Source organism: Dyella sp. KRB-257 (genome assembly GCF_049445995.1).
Taxonomy (GTDB): domain Bacteria; phylum Pseudomonadota; class Gammaproteobacteria; order Xanthomonadales; family Rhodanobacteraceae; genus Dyella_A.
On record NZ_JBMSDZ010000001.1, the window covers coordinates 78670 to 95676 of the forward strand.

19 protein-coding genes and 1 tRNA gene are annotated in these 17007 nt (G+C 67.8%); 5 read left to right on the forward strand and 15 right to left on the reverse strand.

The annotated features are described in order from the left end of the window. The gene (pnuC, locus tag ACO2Q2_RS00390) at positions 1-573 is read left to right on the forward strand and encodes a nicotinamide riboside transporter PnuC (protein WP_423253796.1); all 573 of its coding nucleotides are present in this window, start codon (positions 1-3) and stop codon (positions 571-573) included. Positions 574-640: 67 nt separating this feature from the next. Further along, on the forward strand, positions 641-964 hold the full coding sequence (locus ACO2Q2_RS00395) for a 2-hydroxyacyl-CoA dehydratase (RefSeq protein ID WP_423253797.1): 324 nt from the start codon (positions 641-643) through the stop codon (positions 962-964). Between the two features lie 4 nt (positions 965-968). Here ACO2Q2_RS00395 and ACO2Q2_RS00400 read toward each other — a convergent pair whose 3' ends face one another. The 3 genes from ACO2Q2_RS00400 to ACO2Q2_RS00410 form a co-directional block, all read right to left on the reverse strand. After that, the gene (locus ACO2Q2_RS00400) at positions 969-1679 is read right to left on the reverse strand and encodes a response regulator (RefSeq protein ID WP_423253798.1); all 711 of its coding nucleotides are present in this window, start codon (positions 1677-1679) and stop codon (positions 969-971) included. Then, complete coding sequence (locus ACO2Q2_RS00405) at positions 1676-3214, reverse strand: sensor histidine kinase (RefSeq protein WP_423253799.1); 1539 nt, start codon at positions 3212-3214, stop codon at positions 1676-1678. The genes ACO2Q2_RS00400 and ACO2Q2_RS00405 overlap by 4 nt, the downstream gene beginning before the upstream one ends. A 114-nt stretch (positions 3215-3328) precedes the next feature. Continuing rightward, a complete protein-coding gene (locus tag ACO2Q2_RS00410; RefSeq protein ID WP_423253800.1) occupies positions 3329-5203 on the reverse strand; it encodes a potassium transporter Kup in 1875 nt (624 codons plus the stop codon). A 191-nt stretch (positions 5204-5394) separates the two neighbouring features. On the opposite strand from ACO2Q2_RS00410, the gene ACO2Q2_RS00415 reads away from it, so the two are divergent. Then, the gene (locus ACO2Q2_RS00415; protein ID WP_423253801.1) at positions 5395-6060 is read left to right on the forward strand and encodes an MOSC domain-containing protein; all 666 of its coding nucleotides are present in this window, start codon (positions 5395-5397) and stop codon (positions 6058-6060) included. Between the two features lie 240 nt (positions 6061-6300). Here ACO2Q2_RS00415 and ACO2Q2_RS00420 read toward each other — a convergent pair whose 3' ends face one another. The 12 genes from ACO2Q2_RS00420 to tpiA form a co-directional block, all read right to left on the reverse strand. Beyond that, complete coding sequence (locus tag ACO2Q2_RS00420; protein ID WP_423253802.1) at positions 6301-6546, reverse strand: hypothetical protein; 246 nt, start codon at positions 6544-6546, stop codon at positions 6301-6303. A gap of 30 nt (positions 6547-6576) precedes the next feature. Then, entirely contained in the window at positions 6577-6963 is a 387-nt protein-coding gene (locus ACO2Q2_RS00425; RefSeq protein WP_423253803.1) for a hypothetical protein, read from the reverse strand. A gap of 235 nt (positions 6964-7198) precedes the next feature. Continuing rightward, a complete protein-coding gene (locus ACO2Q2_RS00430; protein WP_423253804.1) occupies positions 7199-7798 on the reverse strand; it encodes a hypothetical protein in 600 nt (199 codons plus the stop codon). 28 nt (positions 7799-7826) lie between these two features. Beyond that, positions 7827-8501: a hypothetical protein gene (locus tag ACO2Q2_RS00435; RefSeq protein WP_423253805.1), complete on the reverse strand. Its 675-nt coding sequence runs from the start codon at positions 8499-8501 to the stop codon at positions 7827-7829. Then, positions 8498-10177, reverse strand: coding sequence for a DUF927 domain-containing protein (locus tag ACO2Q2_RS00440; protein WP_423253806.1), 1680 nt, complete (start codon positions 10175-10177; stop codon positions 8498-8500). The genes ACO2Q2_RS00435 and ACO2Q2_RS00440 overlap by 4 nt, the downstream gene beginning before the upstream one ends. Before the next feature lie 218 nt (positions 10178-10395). Continuing rightward, a complete protein-coding gene (locus ACO2Q2_RS00445) occupies positions 10396-11394 on the reverse strand; it encodes a toprim domain-containing protein (protein ID WP_423253807.1) in 999 nt (332 codons plus the stop codon). Continuing rightward, the gene (locus tag ACO2Q2_RS00450; protein WP_423253808.1) at positions 11391-11627 is read right to left on the reverse strand and encodes a helix-turn-helix transcriptional regulator; all 237 of its coding nucleotides are present in this window, start codon (positions 11625-11627) and stop codon (positions 11391-11393) included. Before ACO2Q2_RS00450 ends, ACO2Q2_RS00445 begins: the two co-directional genes overlap by 4 nt. A 130-nt stretch (positions 11628-11757) precedes the next feature. After that, positions 11758-12471: a hypothetical protein gene (locus ACO2Q2_RS00455; protein WP_423253809.1), complete on the reverse strand. Its 714-nt coding sequence runs from the start codon at positions 12469-12471 to the stop codon at positions 11758-11760. Between the two features lie 94 nt (positions 12472-12565). Continuing rightward, positions 12566-13792 carry a tyrosine-type recombinase/integrase gene (locus ACO2Q2_RS00460; RefSeq protein ID WP_423253810.1) on the reverse strand — a complete coding sequence of 409 codons (1227 nt, stop codon included), beginning with the start codon at positions 13790-13792 and terminating at the stop codon, positions 12566-12568. A gap of 182 nt (positions 13793-13974) precedes the next feature. Next, positions 13975-14059, reverse strand: a tRNA-Leu gene (locus ACO2Q2_RS00465). Positions 14060-14073: 14 nt separating this feature from the next. Next, a complete protein-coding gene (gene secG, locus ACO2Q2_RS00470; RefSeq protein ID WP_423253811.1) occupies positions 14074-14508 on the reverse strand; it encodes a preprotein translocase subunit SecG in 435 nt (144 codons plus the stop codon). Between the two features lie 22 nt (positions 14509-14530). Continuing rightward, a complete protein-coding gene (gene tpiA / locus ACO2Q2_RS00475; RefSeq protein ID WP_423253812.1) occupies positions 14531-15280 on the reverse strand; it encodes a triose-phosphate isomerase in 750 nt (249 codons plus the stop codon). A gap of 119 nt (positions 15281-15399) precedes the next feature. Between tpiA and ACO2Q2_RS00480 the strand changes: the two genes are divergently transcribed. Together ACO2Q2_RS00480 and ACO2Q2_RS00485 are read left to right on the forward strand one after the other, a co-directional pair. Beyond that, a complete protein-coding gene (locus ACO2Q2_RS00480; RefSeq protein WP_423253813.1) occupies positions 15400-16209 on the forward strand; it encodes an SDR family NAD(P)-dependent oxidoreductase in 810 nt (269 codons plus the stop codon). A gap of 84 nt (positions 16210-16293) precedes the next feature. Next, positions 16294-16947 (forward strand): DUF6445 family protein, encoded by a 654-nt coding sequence (locus ACO2Q2_RS00485; protein ID WP_423253814.1) that lies wholly within the window; start codon positions 16294-16296, stop codon positions 16945-16947. The last annotated feature ends 60 nt before the right edge of the window (positions 16948-17007 follow it).

Consider the following 17007-nt stretch of genomic DNA (forward strand, 5'->3'; position numbering starts at 1 on the left):
GTGACCCTCGTCGAGCTGGCCGGTGCCTTGATCAGTGCCTGGGCGGTGTGGCTCACCGCCCGGCGCCGCCCGTGGTGCTGGCCGGTGGGGCTGGCCTCGGTGCTGCTCTACGGCGGGATCTTCGTCGACGCCAAGCTTTATTCCGACGCCCTGCTCCAGCTCGCCTTCGCCGGACTCATCGTCTACGGCTGGCGGCGCTGGCTGCGCCATCTCGGCGAGGACGGGCGCGTGCTGGTGACGCCGCTGCCGTTCGCCGAAGCAACCTGGCACGTCGCCATCGGCACGGCCGGTGCGCTGGCGCTGGGCTACGCGATGCATCGCTGGACCGACGCCGCGCTGCCCTGGCTCGACGCCGCGCTCACCAGCTTCAGCCTCGTCGCCCAGTGGTGGCAGGGCCGGCGGCACATCGAGGCATGGTGGTTGTGGATCGTCATCGACGTGATCTACGTGGGCGAATACGTCTACAAGCACCTGCTGATCACCTCGGTGCTGTACGCGGGTTTCATCGTGCTGGCGGCAATGGGTCTGCGCGCCTGGCGACAAGCCCCGATCGACGCGGCCACGGCGCGATGACGCAAGCGCCACCCCGTACGCCATGCGAAAATGGCGTCCCCTGTCCACGCATCGTTGTTTCCCATCCATGAGCAGTTACGACTTCCGCCAGTTCCAGGCCGAACTGGCCGCACTGGACGCGACCAAGGCGAAAGAAAAACCGGTCGAAGCACCCGCGCCGGCGGCGGCACCCGCGGCACCGAAAAAACGCGGCCGGCCCAGCACCAAGGCAGCCGAGGCCGAGCGCCTGGCGCGCGTGCGCGAGGAGTTCCTGGCCCTGCGCGCCCGACACGACCTGACCGTGGCCGACGTGGTGGCGTTCTTTCCGGAAGAGGAAGGCATCGCCTACCTGCAATCGCTGCTGGCCCAGCCGCAGCCGCGCCGGCGTCGACGCAAGGCCGACGCCGAGTAAGGCTTCAGTCCGGCTCGCCCGCCAGGAAGCGGTAGCCCACGCCCGGCTCGGTCCTGAGCCAGCGTGGCGCGGCCGGATCGTCGCCCAGCTTCTGCCGCAGGCGGCCGATCACGATGCGCAGGTAGTGGGTGTCCTGCACGTGGGTGGCGCCCCACACCTCGCGCAGCAGCAGTTGCTGGCTCACCACGCGGCCGGCATGGCGCAGCAGCAGCGCGAGCACGGCGTATTCCTTGCGCGTGAGGGCGACCGGCCCGCCATCGAGCAGTACTTCGCGGTGCACCTGGTCGATCACCAGACGGCCGTCGTCGTAGCGCGGCGGGGCCTCGGTCATCGGCGTGGCGGCGCGGCTGCGCAGCAGCACGCGCAGTCGCGCCATCAGCTCCTGGATGCCGAACGGCTTGGTCACATAGTCGTTGGCGCCGTGGTCGAGCGCGAGCACCTTCTGGCTCTCCGAGTCGCGCACGGACAGCATCATCACCGGCACGTTGCTCCACTGGCGCAGTTCGGCGAGCACTTCGTGCCCCTCGCGGTCGGGCAGGCCGATGTCCAGGATGATCAGGTCCGGCGACTGCGTGGCTGCCAGCGCCAGCCCCTCGGCCCCGGTCGCCGCCTGCAGCACCAGATAGCCCTCGGCGCGCAGGCCGATGTCGAGGAAGCGACGAATCTGCACCTCGTCGTCGATCACCAGCACGCGCGCGGCGGTGGCGGGATTCATGCGGCGGACTCCGGCGTGGGCGGCAGCGGCAGCCGCACGCGCAGGATCGTGCCGCCCTCCTCGCCCGCGGCGGCCTCCACGCTGCCACCGTGCGCGCCGACCATGCCGCGGCAGATCGACAGCCCCAGCCCGGTCCCCTTGCGCCCACGGTCGCCGCGCGACACCGAATAGAACGTGTCGAAGATGCGCGCGCGCTCGTCCTCCGGAATGCCCGGCCCGCGATCGATCACGCGGATCTCCACCTGCTCGCCGGACACCTCCAGCTCGACCCGCACCGAGGCCTCGGGCGGCGATACCTGGGCCGCGTTCTCCAGGATGTTGAACAGCGCCTGCCCGATCAGCGCGGGATGCACGTACAGCAGCACCGTCCCCGCCGGCAGATCGGTCGAGACGCGCAGCCGCGGGTGGAACTTGCGCACCCGCGCCACCGCGGCCAGCACGATCTCGCCGGCGTCCACCCAGTCGCGGTGCAGGGTGAGCGTGCCGTGGCCGAGCCGGGTCATGTCCAGCAGGTTCTGGATGTAGCGATCCAGCCGCTGGCCTTCGTCGAGGATCGACTCCATCAGCTGGCGCCGATCGTCCGCGGGCAGCTGGGCGTCGTACGTCGCCAGCGTGCCGGCGGCACCGATCATCGCCGCCAGCGGCGAGCGCAGGTCGTGCGATACCGACGAGAGCAGCGCGCTGCGCAGGCGTTCGGTTTCACCCTGCACGCGTGCCTGCTCCAGCGCCTCGGCCAGCCGGGCGCGCTCCAGCGCGCGGGCCAGGTCGGCCGCCATCGCCTGGGCCAGCTCGCGGCGCGCCTCGTCGGGCGCGTCGTGCTCGTCGGCCAGCGCCAGCGCCAGCACCTCGGTGGCATCGGCGACCGCATCCAGCGGCAGCATCCACCAGGTGGAGCGGAGGTGTCGGGCGGTGTGCCTCCCGGCCGGCTGGCGATGCGCGGCGGACCAGGCCACAGCCTCCCGGTCGGATTCGGTGAGGTCGACCGGCTCGGGATGCGCAGCCAGCGTCGTCAATCCGTGTGCCGGCTCCGTGGCCAGCAGTACAACCCGCGCGTCGAGGGTATCGGCCATGGCGCGTACGCCTTCGACGCGAACCGCGGCGACGCTCGCGCAGGCAGCCAGTTGCTTGCCCAGCGCCAGCATCGCGCGCGCGTGCCACTGCGCCATTCGCAGCGACTCCACCTGGCTGGCCAGGCGGGTGGCCAGCCGGCTGCACACCAGCGCCACCAGCAGGAACAGCACCACCGCCAGCAGGTCGTCCGGGTGCGTGATGGCCAGCGTGTAGCGCGGCTGGGTGAAGAAGAAGTTGTAGCCGACGAAGCACAGCAGCGCGGTGTACACCGCCACCGTCATGCGCGTGCGCGCCGCCACCACCAGTACCACGGTGAGGAACACCAGCGACAGGTTGGCTACCGACAGGGAGTTCTGCGCCACGAACGCCAGGCCAAAACCCAGCAGCGCCACCGTCGTGGCGAACAGGTACTCGCCGGATGCGCGCCAGCGCGGCAGCGGCTGCGGGCGGGACGAAGCGGCCATGCGGACGGACCCCGGGAAGGACGCCCACGTTAGTACATCGGCCACGCCAGCCGCGAGCGCCGCGGCGCCGTGCGCGATGCCGACGGGACGCGGTCGCACCACCCGGCGCATCGCCTAGATCTCCACCTGTGCGCCCAGCTCGATCAGCCGGTTGCCGGGGATGCGGAAAAACGCCGTCGCCGGCATCGCGTTGCGCGCCATCAGCACGAACAGCTTCTCGCGCCACAGTGCCATGCCGGGCCGACGCGTGCCGGCCACGATGCTCTCGCGCGAGACGAAGAAGGTGGTGTCCATCATGTCGAAGGCGACACCGACCCGTGCGGCGCGCGCCAGGCGTGCCGGCACGTCCGGATCTTCGGCAAAGCCGAAGCGCAGGCGCAGGCGACCGAAGCCACCTTCCAGCGGCTCCCACTCCAGCTGCTCCTCGGCATCGGCCAGCGGCGTGTCCAGTGTCTCCACCGTCAGCAGCACGTTGCGCTCGTGCAGCACCTTGTTGTGCTTGAGGTTGTGCAGCAACGCGTGCGGCACGGTGTTGGCGTTGCCGGTGAGGAATACCGCGGTGCCCGCCACGCGCAGCGGCGGGTGCTCGATCATGTTCACGATGAAAGGGGCGATCGCCAGCCCGCCCTGCTGGATCTCGCGCACCACCAGCTCGCGACCGCGGCGCCAGGTCGTCATCAGCCCGAACACCAGCAACCCCAGCGCCAGCGGGAACCAGCCGCCCGACTCGATCTTGATGATATTGGCGCTGAAGAACCCCAGATCCACCGTCAGCAGGCCGACGCCCGCCACGATCACCGCCGGCACGCTCCAGCCCCACTGCCGGCGCGCCACGATCAGTGCCAGCAGCGTGGTGATCACCATCGTGCCGGTCACCGCGATGCCGTAGGCCGAGCCGAGGTTGTCCGACGAGCGGAAGCCGACCACGGCCAGCACGATCAGCACCAGCAGCGAACGATTGATCCACGGCACGAACACCTGGCCGGACATCTCGTGCGAGGTGTGCACCACCTGCATGCGCGGCACGTAGCCGAGCTGCATCGCCTCGCGGGTCATCGAGAAGGCGCCGGAGATCACCGCCTGCGACGCGATCACCGTCGCGGCCGTGGCCAGCGCGATCATCGGATACAGCAGCGCGCGCGGCACCAGGTGATAGAACGGGTTGGCGATCGCAGCGGGCTCGTGCAGGATCAGCGCGCCCTGCCCGAAATAGTTCAGCACCAGCGCCGGCAGCACGAAGTTGAACCAGGCCAGCCGGATCGGTCCCTTGCCGAAATGGCCCATGTCCGCATACAGCGCCTCGGTGCCGGTGACGGCGAGCACCACCGCGCCGAGCGCAAAAAACGCCTCGGCATGGTTGTGGGTGAAGAACGCCACGGCGTAGATCGGCGACAGTGCATAGAGCACGGCCGGATGACGCGCGATGCCGAGCACGCCGAGCGCCGCAATGCTCACGAACCACACCGCGCAGACCGGGCCGAACACCGCACCGATGCGCGCCGTGCCGCGCTTCTGCACCCAGCACAGCACCAGGATCACGCCCACCGTGATCGGCACCACGTAGTGCTCCAGGTGCGGCGCGGCCACCTTCAGGCCTTCCACCGCGGACAGCACCGACATGGCCGGCGTGATCACGCCGTCGCCGTAGAACAGCGCCGCGCCGAAAATGCCCAGCACCGCGATCGCCAGGCGCAGTCGCGGCTGGTCGCGGGCGCTGCGCTGGGCCAGCGCCATCAGCGCCATGATGCCGCCCTCGCCCTTGTTGTCGGCGCGCATGATGAACAGCAGGTACTTCACCGACACCACGAGAATCAGCGACCAGAACACCAGGCTCAGCGCACCAAGCACGTTGTCGTGCGTGGCCGGCACGCCGTGCACCCCGAACACTTCCTTGAGCGTGTACAGCGGACTGGTGCCGATGTCGCCATAGACCACGCCGACGGCACCGAGGGCCAGGGCCGCCACGCGCCGCTTGGATGAAACATGCATTGCAGGAACTCCCGACGATGGCGCTGCCATCGCTGCAGGCCACGGCCGCACCGCCCGGTGCGCACCTGCGTGGCAAGGCGCGCATTCTGGACAAACGGGCGTAAGAAAGGGGGCCGGGAACGGCGCCGCGGCATAAAATCTGCGTAAAATTTGCGGCACTGCGGCACTGCGTCCGCCCACGGACCCCAGCCATGCGCGTCGTCGCCGTCAGCGTCGCCCTGCCCCGATCGGTCGCCCACGGCCGCAGCACCGTGTCGACCGGTATCTTCAAGCACCCCGTGAACGGACCGGTGCGCGTGCGCGCCGAACAACTGGAAGGCGACGGACAGGCCGATCGCGTGCACCACGGCGGTCCCGACAAGGCCGTCTACGCCTACGGCCACGAGCACTACGCGTGGTGGGAACAGACGCTGGGCTGCGCGCCGCTCCCGCCCGGCCAGTTCGGCGAAAACCTCACCGTGGCCGGGCTGGACGAGTCGGTACTGTGCGTGGGCGACCAGTTGGCCATCGGCAGCGCTCGGTTCGTGATCACCCAGCCGCGCGTGCCCTGCTTCAAGCTGGGGCTGCGCTTCGGCGACCCGTCCATGCCGCGGCGCTTCTCCCGATCGCTGCGCAGCGGCGTCTACCTGCGCGTGCTGGAACAGGGCGAGTTGTCTGCCGGCGACACGGTCGACGTGGTGGCGCCAGCCGAGCGCCGGATCACCATCCGCGCCCTGTTCGCGGCCTACCTCACGCCCAACGAGCGTGATTCGCAGGACGTGCTGGCAGCCGCGCTGACGGTGCCCGGACTGTCCGCCGCATGGCATGCGCAGATCAGCGAGCGGCTGGCGCGTCGCGGCCATCCATCGGCGGATTGAACCTTCCGATTCGTGCTCTTCGCCGATCCCGACGACCTGCCGCTGGAGCTGTACGAGGTGCCGGCCGGCAGCTGATCCGACCCCGGCGGCTCGACCCGCAAGGTCGACCGATGCGCGACAGTCGCACATATAAAAAAACCCGCAGCCTGGCGGGTTTTTGTGTCTGCGGGATCTCTGTGCGAGTCCCGAACTCTTCAATTGGTGCCAAGGGGGGCAACGAAAAGCCTTTTGTGATGCGGGCTAGAAGGATTCGGAAAAAAAGTTACCGCAAAATCTACCGCCTTTCATGGGCGACGCCCGGCGGGTGCTGCCGCCTGTTTTCTTACCCTTTGCCATCGCACTTCGGTCGCACTTTGCGACGCGCTGACGCCACGCAAGCCGCACCGCCAAGCCTTTCTCAAGCTGGCCCGACGTCAAGTCGCTCAAGGTCAAGTTTCCGCAGCCATCGCGCGCGCGTATTTCTCCGAAAATCGGGAACTGGATCATGGCGCTTCTCCTGGGCATCGACTTGGAACGTCAGTCCCTTGATTTGGCGTAATTAACCGCTTCGATTGCATCCTCAAAAAAATATCCATCGAAGAGATAACGATCACCTTCACGGGTAATGCCGTAGCTCTTTATCGTCTCCTCGGTAGGCACCGACGGCAACGGATTTGAAATAATGACATCGCATTGCGGCGAGACACCACGCGTGTTGAACTCGATCCTGCGTAGCTCTTCGATCACCGCTGCACCAGCCCACAGCAGGCAGGAGGCCACAAAGGTGGCGATCATGAGCATGATCTCTCCGCCCAGACTGAGGTTTGCCAGGGCGCCCCCCAAAAAGGCGCCCAGCAAAGCCACGCCACCGATTAGCTGCAAAACAAGGGCGATACCGCCTTCCCGTGGTCTGTCTTTCCGCATGGCATCTCCCCCCTTTAGCTTGCCTAGCATCCTACCCCTGCCCCGCAAACGCCGCCACCGCAGTGTCAAACTCGGCATCCGCCCCGGTCTTGGGCTTGGCGCCAATGACAAGGTCCGCCTGCACATCATTGCACCGGTGGCCGATCCTTCCAGCTTCCTACCGTGCGAACGGAGGTGTCAGGCCACGCTATTGTGTTCGGCGCTGCGCTCCGCCATCGAGCGCAAAGCGGAAACCTCACCGCAGCAGCTCCGGGAACCGGCGCCGGATACTCACGCAAAAAGCAGCGTTGCGGCGTTCCTCGATGGCAGCCAACTCGTCGTGTAGCCGGGCAAAGGTTGCCCAGCGCATGCCAGCGGGTTTGCCGTATGGCCGATCTTCCCCCACCTTCAGTTGCGCCTCGATTTTACGGGTACGCCGCCAGGTGCGTTGCACTTGATCTTCCGACTGTGACTGATAGCGCACGCGCAGGCAGTGCCGGCAGCCCCAGAGGGCGCCGGCCATGCACACCACGGCGACGCGATGGCCGCAGCGTGGGCAACGGAACCACGGCCGCGTGCCGCCGTAATGGCAGGCGGTTTGCTCCAGATACAGGGTGACGCGCACGGGGTCGCCGCTGGCGCCGTGGCAGTAGGCCAGCACCACAGCGCCGCCCGTCACGGTCACGCCAACGGCGCCGGTCTGCCGCTCGCCCATCGACCACGTTTGCGTGAACGCCGTGCCCGGTTTCAGCAGGCCGCGCGCGTGCAGGTAGCGCACGTCCAACCGTTTCAAGGATTCGATGCGGACGTTTTGCGCGGGCCGCCCGGCGCCATGACGCGAGCCGCCACGGCTCACGATGGATTCGCCACAGAATACGAAATCATTAGGCTAAGTCCCTTTTTTCAGTCGTGATAGCGAAGCCGGCGCAGACGTGCCGCTGCATCGGGTAATGCGAGCCGTTGCCAGCGCCGCAGGTGCCCATGCCGGCCTCGGGGTTAATCGTGTCCGGCGTGAAGTGGGCGCAGCCTTCGCACGTAACGCGCGGACGCGGGATGTAGCCGCCAGCTTGGCGAACAAAGCACCACGGGCAGCCCAGCGCGCGCGGCCAGCCGCCGACCATCGGCAGGGCAGCGGCCATGCCCGGATGCGCCCATACCGGGCCGCAGTGGGCGCAGTGCATCGGCGCCGTGTGGCCGGCAGGCACTCGCCCGGCTTGGCGGTCTAGCGTGTCGCGCCAGGCCATCAGGTAGCTTTCCAGAAACCGGCGCGTGATCGCCGGCCCATTGATCGCCAGCACGTCCGCCGCTTGCTGCGCGGTCGCCTCCAGTTCGGCCAGCGGCATGCACTCGACGGTTGCCGCCTCGACGTCCAGGCGTGCCGCCATCGCCAGCAGAAATGCCCGCGTTCGCTCGGGGTCACGTTTTGGCGTGGGGACAGTGGGGACAGTGGGGACACGTTGCGGCGCAACGGTTTGCGCGTCCCCAGCATGTCCCCACCTTTCAGGCGAGTGGGGACAAACGGCCGGCTTGTGTTTGGCAAGGATCGCGGCGAGCGTCATAGCTCGATCTCCCACAGTGTCGGCGTGATCCGGTACACGCGGGCGCTGCGCCCATCGGGCAATCGTTCCTTGCGCGTCAGTCGCTCGGCACTCTCCGGCAGCAGCGCGCCATGCGTGGCCAGCACGCGTGCGACGGCCGAAGCATCAAAGCCTTTCGTGACCTCGCGGCGGAATGCTTCGACCTCCACGTAATACTCGGGGCCGGCGTCGGTCTGGCGTCGATAGCCGGCGCGGTTGGCGGTGCGCGGCCCATCGGCATAAGCGCCCCAGGCAGTGAATCGGGCCTCCCCGTGCGCCTCCAGGAACGCCCGCACCATTGCCACCATCGCCGCCGGTTCCGCATTGCCCTTGCCACCGCGCGCGGCGAGCCAGTCACGAAAGCAGGCGCGTGCGGCGTGCTCGGCTTCCTCCGCTGCCCAGCCGGTCAAACCGTAGTGCGTGGCGAGCATTCCGGCAGCGGCGATCAAGGCGAAGCGTTGAGCCACGCGCCGCACCTGCCCATCGTCGGCGCCGCTGGCCAGCTCTCCGGTTAAGGCGTCGCGCATGGCAGCCAGTGCGGTGCGGTTGCCTTCAACGTCCGCCGTCAACGCCTCCAGGAAGGCCGGCAGCGCGTGCCCGTAGTGGGTCGCTGCCGCCGCCTTCAATTGTTCGGCGAACAGGCCAGGCGCTACGCCACCGGGGACCCGATCGAAAAGGCCAAGGCCGGCGCCCGCGTCCGCTGGCACGTCGATAACCCGCACCTCTTGCCCAGCCCGCAAGGTGCCGCCGGCTTGCGTCACCAGATCGCCTAGGCTCACTTCGCCCGATGAAAGGAACAGCAGCCGCCAGCGTGCCGCTGCGCGTGCGCCACCGCTGCGGTTCGCACGGCCCTTGCCTTGCCCGTTGGCGAGCATGTAGGCCACGCCGGCCGCGTGGCGTGGGTCAAGCTCGCCGATTTCGTCCAGGATCAGTAGCAGATCAGAGTGCAGCGACGCGACGCCCTCCAATGCGTTATCCGTCTGCCGCCACGTCCGCACGAATCGCTCCGGCAGGCCGAACACCGAACCGCTTAGCTGCAATGCAGTGGACTTGCCCACGCTGGAGCTGCCGCGAAGATGAAAGCCGCCGCCTTCGTTGCCCAGCAGCCCCATGCAAGGCCCGGCAAAGGCCGCAGCGATGGCGAGCACCAGCCGGCTATTGCCCGCGCAGGGCATGGCAACTTGTTCGCGCCATCCTTCCAGCGTTCCCGCTTGCGACAGGGCGATGCCGTCCAGTGACGCGGCCTGATAAATGACCGGCTCCGCTATGTCATTGAACGTGCGGGCCGGGAGCGCGAACGCCTCGCCATGCCATCCGGTGCGCGTGACACAGCGCGCGGCCGTGTCGGGCTTGGCCCATTGGATGTATTCCAGCAGGCGCCGCCGCCGGGTTGCGTCGGTAGCGATCTCCAGCCCTTGCCGCAGCAGCTCGGCGCGCAGCTCCGCCCCATCGCCTGCCATCAAGGTCATAGGCATGGCCCAGCGATGCTCCAAGCCGTCGCGGTCGGCGAACACCAGCAAGCGTCCCCACTCATTGCCGCCGGGGTCGCGCGTGGTGGCGTCGACCACCATCGGCGAGCATATCCACTCGGGTTCCTTTTCGGTTTCCTGCCCAGATTCCCTATCCACCTCGGTGCCGATCCAGTAGACGCCAGGCATGCGACAGGCTTGATGTTTTACAAGCTCGAAGCGTGCGCGAGGGCGGGTTTTGTCCCCACTGTTGGCCGCTACCGGGGACAGGTTGGGGACGTCGCGGCCGTTGGTGTGCAACGTGTCCCCAGTGTCCCCGCTGTCCCCAGCGGAAAAGACAGGGGCCGGCTTGGAAACCTCTTGCGCGCTTGCCACCGCCAGGCGGATCAGCTCCGCCGGTCGCGCGTTCATGCCTCACCCCCGCGCATGACATCGTTGAAGTCATTGAACGGTGCCGGCGGTATCGCCACGGTGCCGCCGATTGCCTCGGCTGCCGCGCGCGCCGCCGTGAGTCCGGGATTGCCGGCGGTTTGCGTATCGTTGTCGGCGCACACGGTGATGGCCGCGTGCGGATACTTCGCGCGCAGCACCTTGGCCACGGGCAACAGATTCCCGCAGTCGAACGCCACCGCCACCGGGTGCCCGGTCGCCTCGTGGATACTGGCCGCCGTGGCGTAGCCTTCCGCGACGCACAGCACGCCCGCCACGGGGCCGCCGATGGCGTGATACAGGCCGCGCTTGCGCCCGCCGTACAGGAACCGCTTGGCGCCGTCCGGTGCGATCGTCTGCACGTTCCACAAGGCGCCGTCCCCATCGCGCAGCGGGATCAGCAGCCGGTCGTCACGCTGGCGGATGCCGTGGGCTGGCGTGCCCTTGGCCAGCAGGTAGGGATGCGCGCACGGTGGCGCCGCTTGCGCCCACAGCGCCATCGCGCGGCCTTGGGCTTCGTGCGCCAGGGCCAGCCGCTGCGCCTCGCGTGCGCGCTTGGCCTCCGTGATGGCCGCCTCGATGCGCGCCCGCTCCGCCGGGGTCAGGCGGTCGCGGCTGCCGCTGCACCAGGTCTCATGCTGCCCGGTGCGCCAGTGGCCAAACGCGCCGCTGGCCAGGCCGTCCAGGTGCAGCACTGCCCAGCCGTTGCGCGCGCCGCGCTTGTCGCCCTCGACGTGGAACCGGCACAGCGCGCCATCGGCTTCGATGCGATCGGGTTCGGTCGGGATGATGCCGGCGTGGCGGATGGCGCCCAGAAAATCGGCGCGTGCGCTGTGGCCGCTGGCGCTTGCGGTTATTCCCGCCCGCACGGCGCTGCCGTACAATGCCGACAGGGTAGCCAAATAAGCCGGGTTGCCTTTGCGTTCGATCCCCGACCCACGCCCGCCAGCGTGGTTTTTTTCGTTGAGCCGGTTCATGCCGCGTTCGCCGGGTCGGCATCGCCGGCCATGACCTTCTGAAAATCGGCCAGGTCGGCGCGGTGATAGCGGACCATGCGGGCGCCGATCTTGCGATAGCGCGGGCCTTTGCGCAGGGCGCGCCAGTTGCGCAGGGTGCGGACGGCCGTGGAAAGAATCGCGGCGGCTTCGTTTTCGTCGATCAGGTCGCCGGGTTCCAGCTTGGCGATGGGTTGGGGGACATTGGTTTGCATCGTGGAATCTCCAGGTACGCACCCGGTTATCGGGTGACCATGGCTGATTCCACGCGAGCTAGAGCTCTAGCTTGCAACTGTCTCGATAGAATGGCTTGGAAGCCTCATCACACAAGGGATTACATAGTTTTTAGCTAGGGCTAGCTCTTTTGCTTGCGCGAATTTGCTTGATGCGCGACTCGCTCACGCCTTCCTCGCTCGCTACGGTTTTCAGCCAATCACGAACGCCTTTAGCCCTCAACTCTTGGCAGCGCGCCTCGATTCGTTCGGCTCGCATTAGTGCAGCGGCACGGCCGGGTTCCATGTGCACTTCGATCATTGCCGAAGCCGCGAACAGCTCAACATCCCCACGGCTCAGCAGCAGATCTCGTTGTCCAGCCAACACGCGGATGCCCGTGCATGGCATGTGCGTCAACGGATCACGCGCCGTGATGCTGCCATTACGTATCGCGTCCACCAGACCCGTCATGAATTGCTCCTCGGCCGCGGCACGAAGCATGCCGTGCGTTAGTGCATCGTCGTCGATGCAACAACCTAGAGCCCAATCCGGCCTTTCCTCGCTGCTATCGAATGCTCGCGTGTAGTTCTCCCACTCCGATTCAGTCATGGGGAACGATGGCGGCGTTAGCTTCGCACGCTCCCATATTGCCGCCAGCACGATGTTGTCGCCGTCGGAGAGCATAGAGCCGCGCGCGTTTGGCGCATTGAATCGCAAGGGGTACGACACGCGGCGGCCTTGTACCTCCGGCCACCTCGCCAGTGCCAACAGCGCGGCGGTTTCGTCCAGGGTGAACATCTGCTTGTCTGCCGCAACGTGGACAATGTTGGCTTGCGTAGCGTTCATCGCGCCTACCTCTTGCGCCCTCCAATAGGTGCCGCGCCAGCCGGGGAAGGTGCCCGGTGTTCGCCCCGTCGGGCTAGGCGCGGCGTGAAAAGGATCAGGCGGTTTTGCGGTGCATCGGTATGACGTTGCCGCCAGCGCGCAGCCCGTCGACATAGTCGGCCCACGCCTGCATCATCCGCTTGCGTTCGTCCAGGTACTGCGCCGCGTGCGTATAGGCCTCGCGGACCTTGTTCGATTCGGCATGCGCGAGCTGGCGCTCGATGGCGTCTGCGTTCCAGCCCATTTCATTCAACCGGCTGGCCGCCATGCTGCGGAAGCCGTGGCCGGTCATTTCGTCGGTGCCGTAGCCCAGCCGGCGCAGGGCGGCGTTCACGGTGTTCTCGCTCATCGGGCGGCTGGCGCTGCGCAGGCCAGGAAAGACGTAGCGCCCTGCGCCAGTCAGCGGGTACAGGTCGCGCAGGATCGTCACGGCTTGCGATGACAGCGGCACGATGTGCGCTGCCTTCATCTTCATGCGCTCGGCGGGGATGCGCCAGACGGCACCGTCCATGTCGATCTCGCTCCACTCGGCCCTGCGCAGTTCGCCGGGGCGCACGAACACCAGCGGCGCCAGCTTCAAGGCGGCGAGCGTGACGGGCTGGCCAGTGAAGCCGTCGATGGCGCGCAGCAGTTCGCCCATCTTGGCCGGGTCGGTGATGCTGGCGTGATGTTTGTTCTTGGGCGGCTTCAAGGCGCCGCGCAGGCTGGCGGTCGGGTCGGCCTCGGCCTTGCCTTCCAGCATCGCCCAGCGGAACACCTGCCCCGCCTTGATCTTGGCGCGCTTGGCGGTTTCCAGCTTGCCGGTGGCCTCGACCTTGCGCAGCGCGTCCAGCAGCAGGCGCGGCGTGACCTCGGCAATGGCCGTACTGCCGATTTCGGGGAACAGGAAGGTCTCCAGAATCCAGCGCGACTTGTTCGCTGTGACCTCGGCCACGTCCTGCCGCGCCATCCACGCCCGCGCAACAGCCTCGAAGGTATCGCCTGCCGCCTCCACGGCAGCCACCTTGGTGGCCTTGGCTTCCTGCCGGCTGGCACCGGGGTCGATGCCATCCGCTACCAGCTTGCGGGCCGCCTCGCGCTTGTCTCGCGCTTGGCGCAGGGTAACGTCCGGGAAGGTGCCCAGGCTCAAGGTGTTGCGTTTGCGGGTGCTTGGGCGCCGGTAATCAAAGCGCCACCAGCGCGCACCGTCCGGCCTCACCAGCAGGTACATGCCGCGTTCGTCGGCCAGCTTGTACGGCTTCGCCTGCGGCTTGGCATTGGCGACGGCGGAAGGGGTCAGCATGACGGTATCCTCGCGGCGAGTTACCGGACGGGCGCCGGGTTACCGTCAACACTACCGTCAAAATTGCGGTAACTCAACGGTAAGCCGGGGAGCCAGCGGGACGCTATCCAGGCAGTAGGCAAAGAAAAAGCCCTGAAAAACAGGGCTTTAGGTATGTTGCGTGACGTTGTGTGATGCTCAATTGGTGCCCAAGGGGGGACTCGAACCCCCACGACTCTCGTCGCTACCACCTCAAGGTAGTGCGTCTACCAATTCCGCCACCTGGGCAGGTGTGTCTCGACTTACTTCGCCGACGAGGCCGGAGCCGGCACGTCGGTGTTCTTCGTGGCGGGCGCGGCGGGAACATCGGAACCCGGAGCCACCTTCGCCGCCTGCGGAACATCGCTGTTCACCGGCGCGGCGGGCTGCGCATTCTGGGAGGCCGGGGCTTTCTTGGCAAGCCCTGCCATCACGCCCAGATCGTCGGTCGACTGCTGCGGCGCGCCGCTGTGGCTGAGGTACATGCCCATGCCGAGGCTGAGCAGGAAAAACAGGCCGGCCAGCACGGCCGTGGCGCGGCTCATGAAGTTGGACGAGCCGCGGGCACCGAACACGGTGGCCGAGGCACCGCCGCCGAAACCCGAACCGGCATCGGCACCGGCGCCGCGCTGCATGAGGATCAACACGATCATCGACGCGGCGACCAGGATGTAGAACACGCTGAAAATGACGAACATGTCGGTATGGATTCCGTTGCGCTCAACGAGCGGCCGAGCAGATGCCGAGAAAATCGGCGGCCAGCAGGCAGGCACCACCCACCAGACCACCATCGACATCCGGCTGCGCGAACAATTCCGCGGCATTCGATGCCTTGACGCTGCCGCCGTACAGCAGCCGCGTCAGACCGCCAATCATAGCATCCTCGTTCACGAGTTGGCTACGCAGAAAGGCGTGCACCTGCTGGGCCTGCCCGGGGCTGGCGGTGCGTCCGGAGCCGATCGCCCAGACCGGCTCGTAGGCGATCACGGCGGTGTCGAACGGGGCGATGCCGACATGATCCAGCACGGTGCGCAGCTGCCGCTGCACCACCGCTTCGGTCTGCCCGGCATCGCGCTCGGCCAGCGTCTCGCCCACGCACAGGATCGGGGTCAGGCCGCCGGCCAGCGCCGCGGCGAACTTGCGCGCCACCAGCGCGTCGCTCTCGGCGTGATACTGGCGGCGCTCGGAATGGCCGACCAGCACCCACTCCGCGCCGACGTCCTTGAGCATGGCGCCGGACACCTCGCCGGTATAGGCGCCCTGGCCCTCGTGCTCGCTCAGGTCCTGCGCACCCAGCGCCAGACCGGCTGCCTGGCAGGCTTGCGCCACCAGCCCGACATAGGGAAACGGCGGAATCAGCAGCACGTCGATGTCCGGCGAGGACGCGGCGGCGAGCTCCGCCACCAGCCCCTGCGCCATCGAGCGGCTGCCGTGCATCTTCCAGTTGCCTGCCACGAGCTTCTTGCGCATGAGGATGCCCCGCAAAAAAACGCGAGCTTAGCGATGCGGCCCCGATTCGGACAATCCGGCCGTGGCGTGGGGTACGGCGCAGCGGTCAAGATAGACGTCTTTGCGAGCGAGGATCCGCGATGACTGCCACCCGCCCCCTGAGCCTGGTCACCGGCGCGTCCGCCGGCATCGGCATGGCATTCGCCCGCGCACTGGCCGCCCGCGGCCACGACCTGGTGCTGGTGGCGCGGCGGGAGGATCGGCTGCGGGCGCTGGCGGACGAACTGCGGCGCACGCACGGCAGCAGTTGCGAGGTGATCGCGGCCGACCTGGCCGATCCCGCGGCGCCCGAATCGCTGTGCCGCGAACTTTCATCGCGCGGCCTGCAGGTGGACTGGCTGATCAACAACGCCGGCTACGGCCTGCCCGGCACGCTGGTCGCCAATCCGTGGCAGGCGCATGCCGATTTCATCCAGGTGATGATGACGGCGCCGACCGAACTGGCCTGGCGCTTGCTGCCCGGCATGCGCAGGCGCGGTCACGGCCGTATCGTCAATGTGGCCTCGCTGGCCGGCTTCGTGCCGGGCACCGCCGGGCACACGCTGTACGCGGCCTCCAAGGCCTATCTGATTAAGCTGTCGCAGTCGCTGGCGCTGGAGAACCGCGATGCCGGCGTGCACGTGAGCGCGCTGTGCCCCGGCTTCACCCGGTCGGAGTTCCACGACGTCACCGGCACGCGGCAGAAGATGAATGCGATGCCGGGCTTCATGTGGCTGACCGCCGAGGAGGTGGCGCGCGAGGGCATCGAGGCGGTGGAGCGCGGCGCGGTGGTCCACGTGCCGGGGCGGGTCAACCGCGCCATCAAGGCGATCGCCGAGTCGCTGCCGGACCGGCTCGCGCTGTGGCTGTCGCATCGCCAGTCCGGGCGCTATCGCAACCACCACGATTGAGCCGCCCGCCCTTGCGCTACTGTGTGGCGCTCACGCCCTGCACCGAGATCGCCGAGCATGTCGCTGTTTCCAAGGCACCCGGCCATGCGCCCGCTGCCATACCGCAAGCCCACCGAAGGCCGCGACTACTGGGTGGTCGACGACGCGCTGCCCAACCCCGACGAGGTGCGCCGCCGCTGCCTGGCCAAGACCCAGTGGGAGTTCGGCTATCCCACCACGGGCGAAGTGTGGCCGGGCATGCGCGCCAGCGACGCGCTCGAAGCCGGCGAACTGGCGGCGATCGAGGCGAAGGTACGCCAGCTCACCGGCACCAGCCGCCTGTGGGTGGAGCAGACGCCGGAAGGCCAGCATCTCAACCACAACTGCGTGCAGGTGGTCGGCTCCACCGAGGGCGCGGTGAAACCGCACACTGATTCGCTGAACCTGTGCCGCTACGCTGCGGTGCTCTACCTGCACCCGGATGCACCGGACCGCTGCGGCACCAGTTTCTTCCGCCAGCGCATGCCCAACGGCCAGCTCGGCGGCAACATGGTGATGCCGCCGCACCGCCACCTGGTGGACGCACTTGGCGCCCGCTTCGTGGCGCCGACGGCCTTCGTCGAGGACGTACGCGTCCCCCATCGCTACAACCGGCTGCTGGTCTACAAGGCCAACATCATCCACAGCGCGTCGGCGTACTGGGGCCTGGATGGCCCGGAGTCGAAGCGGATGACCGCCGTGTTCTTCTGGATGGCCTGACGCGACACGGTGAGCCGAAGCTCCCCGTGCTTGCTGCCTTCGCACGCGCATCCGATCAGA

Excerpts from the sequence above, each read along its gene's own strand:
- ACO2Q2_RS00410 (WP_423253800.1), bottom strand. The coding sequence starts at position 5,203 with ATGCATGTTTCATCCAAGCGGCGCGTGGCGGCCCTGGCCCTCGGTGCC.
- ACO2Q2_RS00435 (WP_423253805.1), bottom strand. The coding sequence starts at position 8,501 with ATGACGCTCGCCGCGATCCTTGCCAAACACAAGCCGGCCGTTTGTCCC.
- ACO2Q2_RS00455 (WP_423253809.1), bottom strand. The coding sequence starts at position 12,471 with ATGAACGCTACGCAAGCCAACATTGTCCACGTTGCGGCAGACAAGCAG.
- ACO2Q2_RS00425 (WP_423253803.1), bottom strand. The coding sequence starts at position 6,963 with ATGCGGAAAGACAGACCACGGGAAGGCGGTATCGCCCTTGTTTTGCAG.
- ACO2Q2_RS00440 (WP_423253806.1), bottom strand. The coding sequence starts at position 10,177 with ATGCCTGGCGTCTACTGGATCGGCACCGAGGTGGATAGGGAATCTGGG.
- ACO2Q2_RS00445 (WP_423253807.1), bottom strand. The coding sequence starts at position 11,394 with ATGAACCGGCTCAACGAAAAAAACCACGCTGGCGGGCGTGGGTCGGGG.
- ACO2Q2_RS00480 (WP_423253813.1), top strand. The coding sequence starts at position 15,400 with ATGACTGCCACCCGCCCCCTGAGCCTGGTCACCGGCGCGTCCGCCGGC.
- ACO2Q2_RS00395 (WP_423253797.1), top strand. The coding sequence starts at position 641 with ATGAGCAGTTACGACTTCCGCCAGTTCCAGGCCGAACTGGCCGCACTG.
- ACO2Q2_RS00415 (WP_423253801.1), top strand. The coding sequence starts at position 5,395 with ATGCGCGTCGTCGCCGTCAGCGTCGCCCTGCCCCGATCGGTCGCCCAC.
- ACO2Q2_RS00420 (WP_423253802.1), bottom strand. The coding sequence starts at position 6,546 with ATGATCCAGTTCCCGATTTTCGGAGAAATACGCGCGCGCGATGGCTGC.
- ACO2Q2_RS00485 (WP_423253814.1), top strand. The coding sequence starts at position 16,294 with ATGCGCCCGCTGCCATACCGCAAGCCCACCGAAGGCCGCGACTACTGG.
- secG (WP_423253811.1), bottom strand. The coding sequence starts at position 14,508 with ATGTTCGTCATTTTCAGCGTGTTCTACATCCTGGTCGCCGCGTCGATG.
- ACO2Q2_RS00400 (WP_423253798.1), bottom strand. The coding sequence starts at position 1,679 with ATGAATCCCGCCACCGCCGCGCGCGTGCTGGTGATCGACGACGAGGTG.
- ACO2Q2_RS00405 (WP_423253799.1), bottom strand. The coding sequence starts at position 3,214 with ATGGCCGCTTCGTCCCGCCCGCAGCCGCTGCCGCGCTGGCGCGCATCC.
- tpiA (WP_423253812.1), bottom strand. The coding sequence starts at position 15,280 with ATGCGCAAGAAGCTCGTGGCAGGCAACTGGAAGATGCACGGCAGCCGC.
- ACO2Q2_RS00450 (WP_423253808.1), bottom strand. The coding sequence starts at position 11,627 with ATGCAAACCAATGTCCCCCAACCCATCGCCAAGCTGGAACCCGGCGAC.
- ACO2Q2_RS00460 (WP_423253810.1), bottom strand. The coding sequence starts at position 13,792 with ATGCTGACCCCTTCCGCCGTCGCCAATGCCAAGCCGCAGGCGAAGCCG.